The following is a 16,414-nucleotide window of genomic DNA, read 5'->3' as shown; positions in this document are numbered from 1 at the left end:
CCCTTCGCGCCGCGCCTCACGTCCGCGCCGGCGCTCCTCCTCGCTCCGCTTCCGCGTCGGCCGCGCGGGCCGCCCAGAAGGCGCGCACGTCCTCGATACGGTCGGTCCGGCGTGCGTCAGGCAAGCTGTCGAGCAGCACGCGGCCGTAGCCGCGCGTGCGGATCCTGCGGTCCAGGATCGCGACGATGCCGCGATCGGTCCGCGCGCGGATCAGCCGGCCGAAGCCCTGCTTCAAGGTGATCGCGGCCTGCGGCACGCTGTAGGCGATGAACGGGTTGCCGCCGCCCTGCTCGATCGCCGTGCACCGGGCCGCGACGACGGGATCGGTCGGCACCGCGAACGGGAGCTTCTCGATGATCACGAGGCGCAGGGCCTCGCCGGGGACGTCCACCCCTTCCCAGAAGCTCATCGTCGCGACGAGCACCGCGTGCCGCTCTGCGCGGAAGCGGCGGAGCAGCGCGCCCTTCGGCGCGTCCCCCTGCACGAGCAGCGGAGCCTGCCGCCCCGGAGCGCTGCCGTTCGCCCGGGCGGCCGCCGCGGCGCGCCCGAGCCGGACGCGGAGGGCCGCGGCGAGCGCGTTCATGGCGCGGATCGACGTGCAGAGGAGGAACGCGCCGCCGCCCGTGATGCCGATGAGCTCGGCCGCGCGATCGGCGGCCCGCTCGACGAACGCCGCGTCGGTCGCCTCGGGGAGGTCGCGCGGCGTGTAGAGCAGCGCGGCGGTCGGGTAGTCGAAGGGCGAAGGGACCTCGAGCTCGTCGACAGGGACCGACACGTCCTCGTCGAGGCCCATCCGCGAGCGGAGGAAGCGGAACCCCGCCCCGGCGGAGCCGCCCGTCGTCAGCGTGGCGCTCGTCAGCACCACGGCGCCGATCCGCTCGAAGACGTGCTCGCGCAGCATGTCCCCGAGATCGACCGGCGACGCGCCGAACGAGACGGCGCGGCCGCGCACCTCGACCCACGTGACCTGGTTCGTCGCGGGGTCGACGATCCGCGCCGCGTCGTCCCGCAGCTGCGCGGCGCGGTTGCCGACGAGCTGCACCGCCTCGCTGATCGCGTTCGCGCTCGCGTAGGCCGCGAGCGCCTCGAGGTGGTCGTCGAGGCGGTGGTACGCGTCGAGCAGCTCGCCGGACCAGGCGTCCCTGGCGAGCGGGCTCCGGGCTTCGCCGCGATCCCCGCTGCCGGCGGCGCCGCCCAGCGAGGCGAGCCGATCGAAGAGCGCGTCCGCGGACTCGCGCACCACGGCCGTGATCGCCGTCCCCTCGCCCCGCCCGAGGATGCGATCGGCGAGGCCCGACGCGATGAAGGCCCGGTCCGCGTCCCGCAGCATCGAGTCGACCCGCGCGCGAGAGACGCGCACGCCGAAGAAGCCCGTCGCGATGTCCTCGAGCTGGTGCGCCTCGTCGAAGATGACCGCGTCGTACGGCGGGAGCGCGCCGGCGCCGGCGAAGCCGCGGCGCGCTCCGGCGATCTTCAGCGCGAGATCCGCGAAGAAGAGGTGGTGGTTGACGACGAGGAGGCGCGCCGCCTCGCTGTCGCGCTTCATCCGCGTGACGAAGCACCTCTCGAAGTACTCGCACGAGGCGCCGAGGCGCGTCTCGCTGGACGACGCGACCTCTCGCCAGAGCGGATCCCCCTCGGCGAGGTGGGCGAGTTCCGCGACGTCACCCATCTCGGTCTCCTGCGCCCACGCCTCGATCAGCGGCAGCGAGCGCCCCGCGATCCCGGCGCCCGCGCCAGGGCTGGTCCGGAGCTCGCTGAAGCGCCGCAGGCACAGGTAGTTGCCGAGCCCCTTCACCAGCGCCGCGCGCGGATCTAGCCGGAGGTGCTCGGCCACGAGCGGCAGGTCCTTCGTGTAGATCTGGTCCTCGAGCGCCTTCGTCGCGGTCGAGACGACGACCTTGCGACCGCTCAGTATCGCGGGCACCAGGTACGCGAGCGTCTTGCCGGTCCCGGTGCCCGCCTCGCAGAGGAGGATGCGGTCCTCCGCGAGCGCCCGCTCGACGGCGCTCGCCATCGCCACCTGCCCCTGTCGATCCTCGTACCCGTCCAGGCCACGCGCGAACGGGCCCGAGGGCCCGAGCAGGCTCGCGGCGCGGTCAAAGGGCATCGCGTACCGCTCAGCGCGGCAGGGCAGTCTTCTCCAGCGAGAGGGCGAACCCCACCTCGCTGACGGCGAGCTCGAGCGACGCCACGCGCTTCTCGAAGTGGACCTCGCACCACGTATCGAGCGTCCGCTCGGCGTCGCCGGGGTCGCGGACGAGGCGGAGGGCGGCCTCGGCCTCGGCGTAGCCACGCGCCACGGCAGGCTCGGCCATCCCGCGCGCCCGCTCGAAGAGCTGCTCGTCCGCCGCACCCGGGAAGTCGTTGCGCTGGGCGCGCACGACGAACCCGACCCGCAGCGGCTCGGCGCCCACGACGATCCCCGAGTCCATGAGGAGGTTCTCCCGCACCCGCTCCGCGACCTGCACGGCGTCGCCCCGGGTGCGGTAGACCTCGAATCCGGCCTGGAGCAGGGCCTTCTTTATCTCCGCGGGTGTCGGCATCTTCCGCTGGTTTCCGGCTACCCCCAGCTGTCAGCAGGAACATCCATCGCAAAATTGCGGGTGCCTCGTCAAGCCGACAGCGCCGACCACGTGTGGCGCTCTGGCGCGCCGGCGCGCTCCTGTGGGCTCAGGAGCTCGATCGCGGCGATCTCGAGGGGCCGCCTTCCAGGCCCCCCAGACCGTTGATGCCCTCACGATTCTCCAGACCATCGAGGAAACACACCCCGACGATCGATCCATCGGGCTCGTCCTGGACCCACATTATCCTACCTGGACGTGGGCTTCTGCCGTCGAGCCAGACCGTTAGCTCGGTACCGGGATCGAGTGAATTTTCTATCACCACCCTGAGCCCGCCGACGCTCACGTTCAGCGTCCAGCCGGCGACGGCGCGCTCGCCGGTCTCCAAGCGTACCCGTTCGCTCAGCTCGCGGCGTGGGCTCCTGCGACGGTTGGCCAGAAGCTCGGGTGGAATCTGGAGTGACGGGGGTGTGAGGGTTCTGCGTCGAATCACGAAAGAAAATTACAAGCACACGCCGTGCCCGGGGACAGAATTGTGGGCTCCGGTCGATATTCAGCATGGACGGGAGCTGCGTCCTGCGCGGTGCACGAGGCTGCGCCCCCTACGGCGGCCGCTCAGTGCGCGTCGGCGTGGTCGGGCTGGTGGCCGGAGCCGTCGCTCGGCTCCTCGAAGACAGAGACGGGCTCGAGCAGGGACAGCTGCTCGCGCTTGATGCCTACGCCCTTGTCGGAGAAGAAGAGGTCGTTCTCCTGAAGCCGCGAACGCACACGGGCGATGAACAGGATAGGCATGCCCGCCTGCGTGTAACCGAGCTGCACGAGCGTGCCCTTCGGCCAGTTGCCGCCGTCGAACGCGAGCTCCTTGCGAAGCGTGTAGAACCCTTCGGCGGGGAGGCGCTGCAGGGAGTCTGCCCACGTCGTGCCCCGGAACGCGACGGCAGGGCCGTGGAAGTGCCAGCGGTTGTGGACGTTGTGGTCGGGCGTCGTGACCGTCGGCAGACCGTTGTCCGAGTGGTTGTGGAAGGAGACGAGGGTGCCAGCAGGCACCTTGTCCTCGTGTCCGGGGAGCGGCTTTGTCGTCAGGTAGAGGCCGCAATCAGGGAGCTGTGACTTCGAGCTTGCCATGGGATGTGCCCCTAGCCCCGCTCCCGACCGCCGTAAAGACACGCCGTCGACGCCGTGCTATGCCGCGCCAGGCCAAGGCGGGAGGCCGCTCGAAGAGCGAGCGGCGCACGCCCCGGGAGCGAGCCCTTCGTGAACAGACTGAGCCAAATCTTCGGCGCCGCCATCATCATCGCGATCGCCGTCGTCTTCATCGTCCAGTTCCGCCCGAGCACGGGGCCCGTGCAGTCGGCCGGGAGCACCTGTGCGGTCGAGGTCCGAGGCAGCTGCATCTCCTCGATCGACTTCAACGCGTCGAAGAACCTGCTCGCGATGCGGAGCGTCGACGAAAACCGCCTCCGGGCGATGGGTTACCGGCGGCTCACGGCGGAGGGGCTCTACGAGCGGTGGCTCCTCAACGAGGACGCGAAGCGCCTCGGGATCAGCGTCTCGGACGACGAGCTCACGAACGAGCTCGTGGCTGGCAGGGTGCATGTCTCGCTCCCGGCAGACAAGATCCGCCAGGTCGGTTACGCCCTCAGCCTCCGGGAAGACCTCACTCGCTACCTGGACGTCCGCAACCGGCAAACGAAGAAATTCGACAGCAAGCAGTACGAGAAGCAAATCCGGAACATCACGAAGATGAGCCCCACGGACTTCCGCGATTACCAGCGGAAGGAGCTCATCGCCGCCCGGATGCGCGAGCTCATCCGGGCGCGGGTCCGGGTCGGCGAGAATGAGGCGTTCGAGCAGTTCTCGCGCGAGAAATCCACCAGGACGCTCGCGTATGTGCGCTTCGACCGGCGCTTCTACAGCGATCTCATCGTGGACACGTCGGAGAAGGCGATCCAGGCCTGGGCCGACAACAACAAAGAAGAGCTCGACAAGGCCTGGGAGGGGCGGAAGGCGCAGTATCAGCCCGAGTGCCGCGTCGCCCGAGTCCTCGTGGTCGAGGTGAAGCCCGAGGAGGCCGAGCAGGGGCCGGAGGCGGGCAAGGCGGCCGCGAAGGCGCGGATCGAGGGCGCGGTCCAGCGCCTCAAGAAGGGCGAGAGCTTCGCCGACGTGGCCCGCAGCGCGAGCGACGATCCGAGCGCGGCGCGCGGCGGCGAGCTCGGATGCGTGGCCAAGGGGCGCCTGAGCAAGCCTGTCGAGGACAAGCTCTTCGAGATGAAGGCGGGCGATGTGTCGGACCTCATCGAGACCGAGGACGGCTTCCACGTGATCAAGCTCGAACAGATCGCGAAGGACGCTGAGGCCGAGACGATCGGCCGGCAGGAGACGGCGCGCGACTTCTACATCGCCCACGAGTCGGAGCGGCTCGCGGCCGAGGCCGCGAAGCAGGTGCTCGCCGCCGCAGCGGGCGGCAAGTCGCTGGAGGACGCGCTCGCCGCGTACATGGCCCAGCTCACGCCGGCGAATTCGAAGGAGAAGGCAAGCGCGAAGGAGGGTGCCGCCGCGCCGGGCGCAAAGGCGGGCGGCGGGGCCGCCGCAGCGAAGCAGGACGGCAACAAGGACGCGGGCGCGAAGGAGGGTGGCCAGGCCGAGGCCGGGGAGGCGCGAGCTCCCTACACGATCGCGACGCACCCGAACCGGCCCACCGTCGAGACGAGCCTGCCGTTCAACGTCTCCGGCTCACCCATCGCGGACGCGAAGGACAGCACCGAGGCCGCGCGCATCGCCTTCCAGCTCGACAAGCCGGGCGACCTGCCCAAGGACGTCGTGGCGCTGGCGAACGGTTACGCGGTGATCCAGCTCAAGGAGAAGACCTCTGCGAGCCAGGAGCAGTGGGACAAGGATCGCGAGTTCTACACGTCGGCCATGCGCGCCGCGAAGCAGAACGACGCGCTCATCGGGTACGTGCGCCGGCTGAAGTCGACGATCGGCAGCGAGGTGAAGTACGACCAGAACCTCCTGAAGGAGTCCAAGCCAGCCGAGGATGGCTCCGGCGAGCCGCCGCTGCCGCTCGAAGACGAGGGGGAATGACGTCGCTCCCGCTGCGTGACGCGCGCGACGTCGTCCTCTCGAACGGCCTCAAGGTCGTCCTCGTCCCGCAACCGCACGTCCACCGGGCGGTCGCCTCGCTCTACCTGCGCGTCGGCTCGCGGTTCGAGAGCCAGCAGAACAACGGGATCTCCCACTTCCTGGAGCACATGGTGTTCCGGGGGACGCCGACGCTGCCGACCGCGCACGCGCAGGCGCTCGCCTTCGAGCGCCTCGGAGGGACGCTCTACGCGGCGACCCACGTCGACCACGGCGTGATGAGCATCTCCGTGCCGCCGACGAACCTGGAGCCGGTGCTCGCCCTGCTCGGCGAGGTGGCCACGTCGCCTCGCTTCACCGCGATCGAGGTCGAGCGCGGCATCGTGCGCGAGGAGATCCTCGAGGACCTCGACGACGAGGGGCGCGACATCGACGCGGACAACAACGCGCGCGCGCTCATGTACGAGCGACACCCGCTCGGGTTCACGATCACGGGCGACATCGAGGCGCTCGATCGCTTCGACGAGCCGATGCTGCGCGCCCACCACGCCCGGCACTACACGACGGCGAACGCGGTGCTCTGCCTTGCGGGGCGGCTCGATCCCGAGGCGTGCGCGCGGGTCGCCGAGCGGCACTTCGGCGCCATGCCGCGCGGCGAGCAGGTGCCCGCCGCGCCGCCGCCCAACGGGCAGAAGAAGCCGAGGTTCCGCTTCATCGAGAACCAGTCGAGCCAGACCGATCTGCGGATCGCGTTCCGGGGCGTGAGCGAGCGCGATCCGCGCGAGCCCGCCGTGGAAATGCTGCTCCGCGTCCTCGACGACGGCATGTCGACGCGGCTGTACGAGCGGATCTGCGATCGGCTGGGCCTCTGCTACGACGTGTCGGGGATGTTCGAGGCCTACGAGGACGACGGGGTCGTCGACATCGCCGCGGGCGTCCAGCACGACCGCGCGACCGTGGTGGTCAGGGAGATCTTCGCGCTGCTCCGCGAGCTCGCCGAGGTCGGCCCGCGCGAGGACGAGCTCGCCAAGGCGCGGGACCGCCACCTCTGGTCGGTGGAGGCGATGCTCGACGACGCCGACGCGACCGCCGGCTTCCATGGGCTCGCCGCGCTCGCCGACATCACACGCACCCCGGAGGCGCGGCACGAGGAGCTCGCGCGCGTCAGCGTCGCCGATGTGCGCGACGCCGCGCGCATGCTGTTCCGGCCAGAGCGCCTCACCGTGGTGGCCGTGGGCCTGCTCCGCTCCTCGGAAGAGACGAAGCTGGAGAAGGCCGTCCGCTCGTTCGGTTGACGCAGCGCGAGCCAGGCGCCGCGGCGCACAACGACAGCGACGATCGCAGAGGAAGCGGAAGGAGCCCCGGAAGGAGGCGGCCGTTGAAGGCCGCTCCCCGTGCGCATCGCTGGACACGGCTGCTCGCTGCACGGGAGCCTGCCCCCGTCGCGCGAGCCGGGAGTGCCCGGGCACACATGTCAGCCGGGCTTTCGAGGCAAATCGAGCGCGTTCAGGGCCTTGCTCAAACTATTTGCATTAATGCGCATCAACACATATATATGATCCATGGTCTCGGTCGCAGAGACGCCGGCTCAACCGGAGGAGGCGGTCGCGCGGTGCGAGCTGTACCGGCTGCTGGCCGATCCGGTGCGGGTGCGGCTCCTCGGCCTGGCCGCGGCGGAGGAGCTCGCCGTCGGAGAGCTGGCCGAGCTGCTCCGCGAGGGCCAGCCGAAGATCTCGCGCCACGCGGCCGCGCTCCGCGAGGCGGGGATCCTGCTCGCCAGGCGCCAGGGGACGTGGACGCTGCTCCGCCTGGATCCGCGGGCCACGACCGATCCCGTGATCGACGACGCGGTGCGCGCGGGCCAGCGCGCCTGCGCGGCGGACGGGACGCTCGCGCGCATCGAGGAGGTGCTGGCCGCGCGCGATGCCGAGACGCGCGAGTTCTTCGCGCGCGGCGGGCGGCCGTTGCGCTCGGGACCGCCGGCCGAGCTCGCCGCCTACCTCGCGGCGCTCGCGCCGCTCCTGCCCCATCGGCGGCTGGCGGTCGACGCGGGCACCGGCGACGGGGCGCTGCTCGAGGTGTTGTCGCCCGTCTTCGATCGTGTCGTCGCGCTCGATCGCGCGAGCGCACAGCTGCAGCTCGCCGGGGAGCGCCTGCGGCGGCGCAGCCTCGAGAACGTCGAGCTGGTGTGCGGCGAGATCGACGGGCCCGAGGTGATCCGGGCCGTGGCGCGCGCGCTCGGCGGCGATCCTCCGGAGGTCGGCGAGGCCCTCTCCGGGGGCGCTGACGTTGTCTTCGCGGCGCGCGTGCTGCACCACGCGCCTCAGCCGGCGAAGGCGATGCGCGCGCTCGTCGAGCTCGCGCGCCCGGCCGCGCCCGGCCGCGGCGACGGCGCTCACGCCCGCGGGGGCGCGGTGTGCGTGCTCGATTACGAGGCGCACCACGATCAGGCCCTCCGGGAGCAGGAGGCGGACATCTGGCTCGGCTTCTCGCCGGGCGACCTCCGAGGCCTCGCCGAGGAGGCCGGGCTCTCCGGCGTCGAGCTCCGGCGGCTGCCGTCCGCATGGCAGGGCGAAGGCCCGGATCGACACCTGGTTTGGCAGCTGCTCGTCGGCTGGCGCGGCGCGCGCTCAAGCGCATTCACCGAAAAGGCAAAGGGACACCATGACTGCTGAGAAGAAGCTCTCCTACAAGGTCGCCGACATCACGCTCGCGGACTGGGGTCGCAAGGAGATCCGCATCGCCGAGAAGGAGATGCCCGGGCTGATGGCGCTCAGGGCGGAGTACGGCCCGACGCAGCCGCTCAAGGGCGCGCGCGTCGCCGGCTGCCTCCACATGACGATCCAGACCGCGGTGCTGATCGAGACGCTGGTGGCGCTCGGCGCGGAGGTCACCTGGACGAGCTGCAACATCTACTCGACGCAGGACCACGCGGCGGCGGCCATCGCGGCGGCCGGCGTCCCGGTCTTCGCGTGGAAGGGCGAGACCCTCGAGGAGTACGACTGGTGCATCGAGCAGCAGCTCTACGCCTTCAAGGGCGGCAAGGGGCCCAACATGATCCTCGACGACGGCGGAGATCTCACGATCGTCGCCCACGAGAAGCACCCGGAGCTCTTCACCGGCGCCGACCCGATCCGCGGGCTCTCCGAGGAGACGACGACCGGCGTGCACCGGCTCTACGAGATGCACCGCGCGGGCAAGCTGAAGGTGCCCGCGATCAACGTCAACGACTCGGTGACCAAGAGCAAGTTCGACAACCTCTACGGTTGCCGCGAGTCGCTGGGCGACGGGATCAAGCGGGCCACCGACGTGATGTTCGCCGGCAAGGTCGCCGTCGTGTGCGGCTACGGCGACGTCGGCAAGGGGTGCGCGCAGTCGCTGCGCGGCCTGGGAGCGCGCGTGATCATCACCGAGATCGACCCGATCTGCGCGCTGCAGGCGGCGATGGAGGGCTACGAGGTGAAGCGCCTCGAGACCGTCGCCCCGGTCGGCGACATCTTCGTCACGGCGACCGGCTGCGCCGACGTCGTCCGGGCGGAGCACATGATCGCGATGAAGGACGAGGCGATCCTCTGCAACATCGGGCACTTCGACTCGGAGATCCAGATCGCGTGGCTCGAGAAGAACCCGGAGATCAAGGAGGAGAACATCAAGCCGCAGGTCGATCACTTCATCTTCCCGGACGGCAAGCGGCTGATCGTCCTCGCGCGCGGCCGGCTCGTGAACCTCGGGTGCGCCACCGGCCACCCGTCGTTCGTGATGTCGACCTCGTTCTCCAACCAGGTCCTCGCGCAGATCGCCCTGTGGACCGAGAAGCACACGATCGGCGTCCACCTGCTGCCGAAGAAGCTCGACGAGAAGGTCGCGGCGCTGCACCTGCCGAAGCTCGGGGTCGAGCTGACCCAGCTCACGACGGAGCAGGCGAAGTACCTGGGCGTCCCCGCCGAGGGCCCCTTCAAGGCCGAGAACTACCGCTACTGAGCGGCGGGCTTTCGGCGCCTCCGCCGCTGGGGTAGGCGGCCGATCGATGGATCCTCGCCACAGCAAGGACGAAGCCCAGCGCACCCTCGACACCTACGCCTCGACCTGGGGCGAGGATCTCGCCCTCCGCGTCTACACCTCCCGCCTGCTCGGCGCCGATCCGTCGCTCGTCCTCCACGGCGGCGGGAACACGAGCGTCAAGAGCACGGCCGTCGACCTGCTCGGCGATCGCGTCGACGTGCTCTTCATCAAGGGCAGCGGGTGGGACCTCGCGACCATCGAGCCGCGCGGCTTCCCGGCGTGCCGCCTCGCGCCGCTCCAGCGCGCTTGCGCGCTGGAGGCGATGACCGACGAGCAGATGGTCGCGCTGCTGCGCGGCCAGATGCTGGATCCGGCGAGCCCGACGCCGTCGGTCGAGGCGCTGCTGCACGCGATCATCCCCGCGAAGTTCGTCGATCACACGCACGCGGACGCCGTGCTCGCGGTCATCGATCAGCCCGGCTCGGCCGAGGTCGTCCAGGCGATCTACGGGGACGGCGCGCTCTTCGTGCCGTACGTCATGCCGGGCTTCGCGCTCGCCCGCCGCGTCGCAGAGCTCGTCCGGGAGCGCCTCGCGCAAGGGGCGCTCCCGTCGCTGATGATCCTCGACAAGCACGGCGTCTTCACGTGGGGAGACACCGCCGAGGAGAGCTACACGCGCATGATCGACGCCGTGACGCGCGCCGAGCACTACATCGCCGAGCGCAGCGTGATCGTCTCGCACCCCACGGTCGTGGCGGATCCGGACCTCCGGGCCGCCATCGGGCCGGTCGTCCGCGGAGCGCTCGCCCGCGTGTCGGGGCGCCCCTGGGTCTGCACGCTCCGCACCGGCCTGGAGCTGCTCGCGTTCTGCGCGCGCGACGATCTGGCCAGGGTCTCGCAGATCGGCTGCGCCACGCCGGATCACGTCATCCGCACCAAGGCGCGGCCGCTCATCATCCACGGCCACGACATCACCGACACGGCGCGCTTCCGCGCGACCGTCGAGCAGGCCATCGCGAGGTACGTGGACGAGTACCACGAGTACTTCCGCCGCTCCTGCGCGGCGCGGGGCGTCGTCCGCGACGAGCTCGATCCGTTCCCGCGGGTGCTGCTGTTCCCCGGGGCGGGCGCGCTGTGCGTGGGCGGCTCCCGCGCCGAGGCGGAGATCGTCGCGGACGTCTACACCCATACCGTCTCCGTGATCGAGGCCGCCGAGGCGCTCGGCGGGTACCAGCCGGTCCCGGAGCTCGATCTCTTCGACATGGAGTACTGGAGCCTCGAGCAGGCGAAGCTGAAGCTCGGCGCAGGGCAGCGGGGCCCGCTCGATCGGCGGATCGCGCTGATCACGGGCGCCGCCTCGGGGATCGGCCACGCGACGGCGGCGGCGTTCCTCGCCGCGGGGGCGCACGTGGTGCTGGCCGATCGCGACGAGGAGTCGCTCGAGAAGGCCGCCGCCGAGCTCGGGGGCCGCTACCGCGGCCGCTGCATGAAGGTCGCCTGCGACGTGCGCAGCGAGGCGAGCGTGCACCGCGCGTTCGCGCAGAGCGCGGCGCACTTCGGCGGCGTCGACGTCGTCGTGTCGAACGCCGGCCGCGCGTTCTCTGGATCCCTCCACACGTCCGAGGGGCACGAGGCCCTGTGCGCGTCGCTCGAGCTGAACCTGCTCGGCCACCAGAACGTCGCCCGCGCGGCGGCGCGGGTGCTGCTCGCGCAGGGCTCAGGCGGCGCGATCCTGTTCAACGCGTCGAAGAGCGCGTTCAACCAGGGGCCCGATTTCGGTCCCTACGGCGTCGCCAAGGCGGCGCTCGTCTCGCTGATGCGCCAGTACGCGGTGGACCTCGGACCTCAGGGCATCCGGTCCAACGCCGTGAACGCCGACCGGATCCGCACCGCGCTCTTCGGCGCCGGCCTGCTGGAGGCGCGCGCCCGCGCCCGCAACGTCTCGGTCGACGACTACTTCCGCGACAACCTGCTCCGGCGCGAGACCACCGCGGCGGACGTGGCGCAGGCGTTCCTCTACCTCGCGACCGCCGAGGCCACGACGGGCTGCGTCGTGACCGTCGACGGCGGGAACGCCGCCGCTTTCCCCCGCTGAGCCGGTCGGCTCAGAGCCCTACGCGCTCGCCCCGCCGCCGCCCTCGCCGAGCGCGGCTCCGTCGAGGGGCCTCTGGGCGTCGAGATGGATCTTCTTCCAGTCCCCCGAGCGGAACTTCCACACCATGGTCGCGGCGAGGAGGACCACGTAGACGACGCCGGCGCCCCAGATGCCCATCAGGCCGAAGCCGAGCGTGATGCCGAGCAGCCACGCCAGCGGCACGAGGCAGGTGAAGTGCAGGATGAGCTCCACGACCATCACGAACATCGTGTTACCCGCGCCGAAGAGCGCCTGCGTGAGGATCATGCCGACCGCGACGAGCGGCGTGCAGATGCCCATGATCTGGAGCGGCCGGAGCGCCGCGGCCTGGACGAGCTCGCTGCTGCTGGCGAACGCGAGGATCTGCGGCGCGAAGATCGCCTCGAGCAGGCCGACGACGCCGAAGATCGCGAGCCCCAGCCGGACGCTGGTCCAGCCGAAGCGCGCGGCCTTGTCGCCGTCCTTCTCGCCGAGCGACTGCGCGACCAGCGTCGCCGTCGACGTGCCGAAGGCGAGGCAGGCCGTGAACGTGAGCTTCAGGATCCCGACGATCACCGTGGTCGCGGCGCCGTACACCGGCTCCGCGCGGCCGCCGGGACAGAGCGGCGAGACCACGCCCGCCGGCGCGACCTGGTCGAGCTTGCTGGCGATCGCGTAGAAGAGGGCGAAGCCCGTCATGATCGCGACGGTCGCGACGGCGCTCGGGATCGACAGCCTGAGGATGGACCAGACGAGCGGGGCCGACAGCTTGCTCGTGGCGAACGGGCGGTAGCGGCGCCGGTACTCCGGCAGGAGCGCGTACGCGAGCATGATCGCGAGGCCGACGTAGGTCGAGATGAAGCCGGCCATGCCCGCGCCGGCGATGCCGTACTTCGGGATGCCGAGCGAGGCGTTGCCGAAGATGAGCAGGATGCAGAGCACGATGTTCAGCCCGTTCATCGCGAGGGCCGAGACCAGGTGGATGTGCGTCTTGCCGATCCCGTCGAAGAACGCCTTCAGCGCGAACGTCGCCGCCATCGACGTCACGCCGAGCAGGCGCCAGCCGAGGTAATCGAGCGCCGCCTGCCGCGCGTCCGGCACCTTGATGATGACGGACAGGATGTACGGCATCGTCAGGTACCCGATCGCGGAGAACACGACGCCGGCGACGATCGCGAAGAACAGGGCGTTGGCGAGGACCGCGCCAGCGTCCCCGGGGCGATTCTCGGCGAAGCGGCGCGCCGTGAACGCCTGCGTGCCGACCGAGATCGCGCTGAGCGAGCCGCCGAACAGCCACAGGACGATCAGCGACGGCAAGAGCGCCGCGTGCGCGTTCGAGGACTCGGGGCACGGCAGGTGCGCGAAGAAGACGATGTCGACCTCGTTGACGATGCTCTGGGTGAGCATCGCCGCCACGGTCGGCAGCGCGAGCCGCAAGATGGCGCGATGGGGTGGGCCCGAAGTAACGGCGTTCGAACCCGGCGCGGACAAGGCGATCTGAGCCATCGCAGGCTGCGCGGTATACAACGCCGCAGCCCATGCGCGAGCGAAATGCGCCGCGCGGCGCGCGGCTACTCCGCTTTCGCGACCCGGGACCGCCGCTTGTGACGGCGCCGCTTCGCTTCGCTGCGATCCTCGTGCGCCTCTTTCGCCGCAGTGTCAGCCTCGCCACGCGCGGGTGTCGGCGCGGCCGACTCGCGCGCCACGGACGAGGACGATCGCTCGCGCGCCTTCGGCTCGCGCTTCGCGACCTCGCGGGAGGCGCGATCCGCCGCGCCGCGCGCCGCAGGTTTGGCGGCCTTCGGCGCCGGCGCGCGCGCGGTCATCGCCGAGGCGCGCCGGGCGGACTCGTCCCTCGCAGGCGGCTTCGCCGCGTCGCTCTTCGCGATGGCGGCCTGCGCAGGCGACACGACCGCCGCAGGCTGCGCGGCTCCCTCTCGGGGCGCGGCGGCATCGGAGCCGGCGGCGGGCACAGCCGCGAGGGCCGAAGGCGTGTCGCTCCCCTGCCCTGCCGCGCCAGGCCCTGGCGCGCTGGCCGCTGCGAGAGCTGCCGCGACGGACGCCGGCGCGTAGGAAGCTGCCGCGAGCGCGGCGCCCGCCGGCGCCTCCGCGGCTGCCGCCGGCGCCTCCGCGGCTGCCGCCGGCGCCTCCGCGGCGATCGCCGGCGCGGCGGGCTGCGCCGCATCACCCGACGTCGCGGCCGCCTCGCCCGCAGCGCCGACGAGCGCAGCGACCGCGGGGACACGGGCCACCAGCTCGCGCCCCTTGCCGACGACCAGCACGCCCGCGAGCGTCATCGCGGCGGCGACCGCGGCGAACCCCAGCGCGCGGCGGCGGGTGCGCGCGCGAGCAGGTCGCCCCAGCGCCTCCAGGATGGCCGTTCGCATCTCGGCGGCGCTCTGGAAGCGGACGCTCGGGTGACGGGCCAGCGCGCGCATCACCAGATCGTCGACGAAGGTCGGGATCTGCCGGGTCGGCGCGCGCTCGCGGAGGCGCTCGGGGCTGCCCTTGATCTTCGCGTCGATCAGCGCGACGAGGCTCTGCTCGACGAACGGCAGGCGCCCCGTGAGCATCTCGTAGAGGACGCAGCCGAGCGCGTAGAGGTCGGCGCGCCCGTCGATGCGCCCCGACGCGGCCTGCTCGGGGGCCATGTACTCGGGCGTCCCGACGATCGCGACCGCGGCCCGGGCCGGCCCTTCGCCGGCGCCCGTCTCGTCCGAGACGCCGTCGGCCTCGCCGCGATCCTCAGAGAGGCGCTTCGCGAGCCCGAAATCGAGCAGCTTCAGGCCGGCGTCCGCGAGGGAGAGCGCCCCCTCGGCGCCGCGCGGGCGCGTCATGAAGAGGTTCTCGGGCTTGATGTCCCGGTGAACGAGCCCCTCGGCGTGCGCGAGCTCGAGCGCGCTCAGCACCTTGGCGGCCATCGCGAGCGCGTCCTTCCAGTCGATCGCGCCGCCGCGGACGAGCAAGGCGTCGAGCGTCTCGCCCTCGAGGAGGTCCATGGCGCAGAACAGCCGGCCGTCCGCGGCCATGCCGAAATCGTGGACCTTCACGAGGTGCTCGTGGGAGAGGCGCGAGAGGACGCGGGCCTCGCGGCGAAAGCGGCTCGCGATCACGTCGGTCGCCGAGTGCTCCGCCGAGACGACCTTGAGCGCCACGCGGCGCCCCAGATCGACGTGCTCCGCCTCGTGGACGGTGCTGCTCGCGCCCGTCCCGATCTCGCGCAGCAGCCGGTAGCGCGTCCCGGGCAGCGTGCCGTCGTCCACGCGCTCGGCGGAGGCCATCGCCTCCGCGCGCGGGCTCACCGGCGTCACGGCCGTGGCGCGATGGGCCTTGGCGGCGGCGACGAGGGCCGCGAACTCGCCGCGCGAGCGCCCCGGCTCGCCAGGGAACAGGCGCTGCATCAGGTGCGCGGCCCGCGCGCGCACGCCGCGCTCGCCGCCGGGCAGGGCGACCGCCGCCCCGAGGAGCGCGGCGAGGTCGCGCGCGGCGGCGCGGCTCGACGGGTACCGGGCCTCGCGGTCGAACGCCGTGAGCCGCCCGATGGCGGCGTCGAGCGCCGACGGGGCCCCGAGCGACAGCGCGATCGGCGGCGGGTCGTTCTGGTTGCGCGCGACCGCGGCCATGTGCGTCTGCGCGTCGCCCTGGAGGAACCGGCGCCCCGCGCACAGCTCCCAGAGCATGATCCCGAGCGCATAGAGATCGACCCGCGCGTCGCCCGGGTCGCCGTTGGCGACCTCCGGCGCGACGTAGCCCGGCTTCGCGAAGACGACGCCCGCGACCGTGTGGCAGCGCCGGTTCTGCCCGCGGGCGGTGCCGAAATCGATGATCTTCACGTCGCCCGCGAAGCCGAGCATCACGTTCTGCGGCGACAGATCGCGGTGGACGATGGCGAGCGCGGCGCCCGACGGGTCCCTGCGCTCGTGCACGTGGGCGAGCGCCTCGGCGATCATTGTCGCGATCGCGACCGCCTCCGCCCAGTCGAAGCGGTGCCCGAGCTGCACCGCGCGGGCCCGGAGCTCGCCGAGGCTCCGGCCCTCGACGTGCTCGACCACCGCGTAAGGCTCCCCCGTCGCGGGGTCGACGTCCGCCTCGATGACCTGCGCGACACCGGAGTGCTGGAGCTGCGCCTGCACCCGCGCTTCGTCCAGGAAGCGGGCGATGTAGCTCGGATCGGACGCGTGCTCGCGGCGGATGATCTTCACGACGACGGGGCGCTCCGCCCCTTCCAGCCCGGTCGTGGAGGCGAGGAACACCTCCCCCATGCCTCCCCGAGCGATGCGTCGCAGGAGCACGTAACGGCCGAGCGGCCGGGGAACATCGTCCGCAGCGAAGCCGCTCTTGGTGGGCTCGTGCGAGGGCGGAGGAACCGGGCGAGGCACGGTCGCGGAGGAGTTCGCCATGAAGCGAACCTACCGGATGTAGGACAAGGTGGGCCAAATTCGCGCGAACCGCTGCGCGACGCGGAAACCGGCCGTGCTCCTGCTGGCGCGGGCCGCTCGAACCACCGTTTCGACACAGGGGATCTCCAACTTGTCCACAGGGTTATCCACACCCTGTCGACAAGTGGTGTCCTCCGGGCGGTACCCTGGAGAAGCGTCGGGATCCGTCCAGGAAGACCCCAAAGTGCCGCGTTCCCGCGGGGATCCGGGCCATT

Annotated in this window: 11 protein-coding genes; 5 read left to right on the top strand and 6 right to left on the bottom strand. The window is 71.6% G+C overall.

The window, feature by feature from the left end:
- Positions 1 to 16: 16 nt before the first annotated feature.
- From WME82_RS16605 to WME82_RS16590, 4 genes are all read right to left on the bottom strand, one after another.
- Positions 17 to 2,110, bottom strand: coding sequence for an ATP-dependent DNA helicase (locus tag WME82_RS16605; protein ID WP_438043622.1), 2,094 nt, complete (start codon positions 2,108 to 2,110; stop codon positions 17 to 19).
- A 10-nt stretch (positions 2,111 to 2,120) separates the two neighbouring features.
- The gene (locus tag WME82_RS16600) at positions 2,121 to 2,546 is read right to left on the bottom strand and encodes a hypothetical protein (protein WP_438043621.1); all 426 of its coding nucleotides are present in this window, start codon (positions 2,544 to 2,546) and stop codon (positions 2,121 to 2,123) included.
- Between the two features lie 127 nt (positions 2,547 to 2,673).
- Positions 2,674 to 3,057, bottom strand: coding sequence for a PilZ domain-containing protein (locus WME82_RS16595; protein ID WP_437746442.1), 384 nt, complete (start codon positions 3,055 to 3,057; stop codon positions 2,674 to 2,676).
- 122 nt (positions 3,058 to 3,179) lie between these two features.
- On the bottom strand, positions 3,180 to 3,689 hold the full coding sequence (locus tag WME82_RS16590) for a hypothetical protein (protein WP_272098187.1): 510 nt from the start codon (positions 3,687 to 3,689) through the stop codon (positions 3,180 to 3,182).
- Positions 3,690 to 3,818: 129 nt separating this feature from the next.
- Here WME82_RS16590 and WME82_RS16585 point away from each other — a divergent pair, with 129 nt between their 5' ends.
- The 5 genes from WME82_RS16585 (at position 3,819) to WME82_RS16565 (ending at position 11,742) form a co-directional block, all read left to right on the top strand.
- A complete protein-coding gene (locus WME82_RS16585; RefSeq protein ID WP_438043620.1) occupies positions 3,819 to 5,648 on the top strand; it encodes a peptidylprolyl isomerase in 1,830 nt (609 codons plus the stop codon).
- Positions 5,645 to 6,940, top strand: a complete 1,296-nt coding sequence (locus WME82_RS16580) for a M16 family metallopeptidase (protein WP_438043619.1) — start codon at positions 5,645 to 5,647, stop codon at positions 6,938 to 6,940. Before WME82_RS16585 ends, WME82_RS16580 begins: the two co-directional genes overlap by 4 nt.
- Before the next feature lie 267 nt (positions 6,941 to 7,207).
- Complete coding sequence (locus WME82_RS16575) at positions 7,208 to 8,320, top strand: ArsR/SmtB family transcription factor (protein WP_438043618.1); 1,113 nt, start codon at positions 7,208 to 7,210, stop codon at positions 8,318 to 8,320.
- A complete protein-coding gene (gene ahcY, locus WME82_RS16570; protein ID WP_438043617.1) occupies positions 8,310 to 9,626 on the top strand; it encodes an adenosylhomocysteinase in 1,317 nt (438 codons plus the stop codon). Before WME82_RS16575 ends, ahcY begins: the two co-directional genes overlap by 11 nt.
- A 46-nt stretch (positions 9,627 to 9,672) precedes the next feature.
- Positions 9,673 to 11,742 (top strand): bifunctional aldolase/short-chain dehydrogenase, encoded by a 2,070-nt coding sequence (locus WME82_RS16565; protein WP_438043616.1) that lies wholly within the window; start codon positions 9,673 to 9,675, stop codon positions 11,740 to 11,742.
- An 18-nt stretch (positions 11,743 to 11,760) separates the two neighbouring features.
- Here WME82_RS16565 and WME82_RS16560 read toward each other — a convergent pair whose 3' ends face one another.
- Both WME82_RS16560 and WME82_RS16555 read right to left on the bottom strand, forming a co-directional pair.
- Complete coding sequence (locus tag WME82_RS16560; RefSeq protein ID WP_438043615.1) at positions 11,761 to 13,197, bottom strand: MATE family efflux transporter; 1,437 nt, start codon at positions 13,195 to 13,197, stop codon at positions 11,761 to 11,763.
- Between the two features lie 134 nt (positions 13,198 to 13,331).
- Positions 13,332 to 16,160 carry a serine/threonine-protein kinase gene (locus tag WME82_RS16555; protein WP_438043614.1) on the bottom strand — a complete coding sequence of 943 codons (2,829 nt, stop codon included), beginning with the start codon at positions 16,158 to 16,160 and terminating at the stop codon, positions 13,332 to 13,334.
- Positions 16,161 to 16,414 lie beyond the last annotated feature (254 nt).

Source organism: Sorangium sp. So ce128, assembly GCF_051525245.1.
GTDB classification, from domain to species: domain Bacteria; phylum Myxococcota_A; class Polyangia; order Polyangiales; family Polyangiaceae; genus Sorangium; species Sorangium cellulosum_B.
This window is presented reverse-complemented; position numbering and strand designations above follow the sequence as displayed.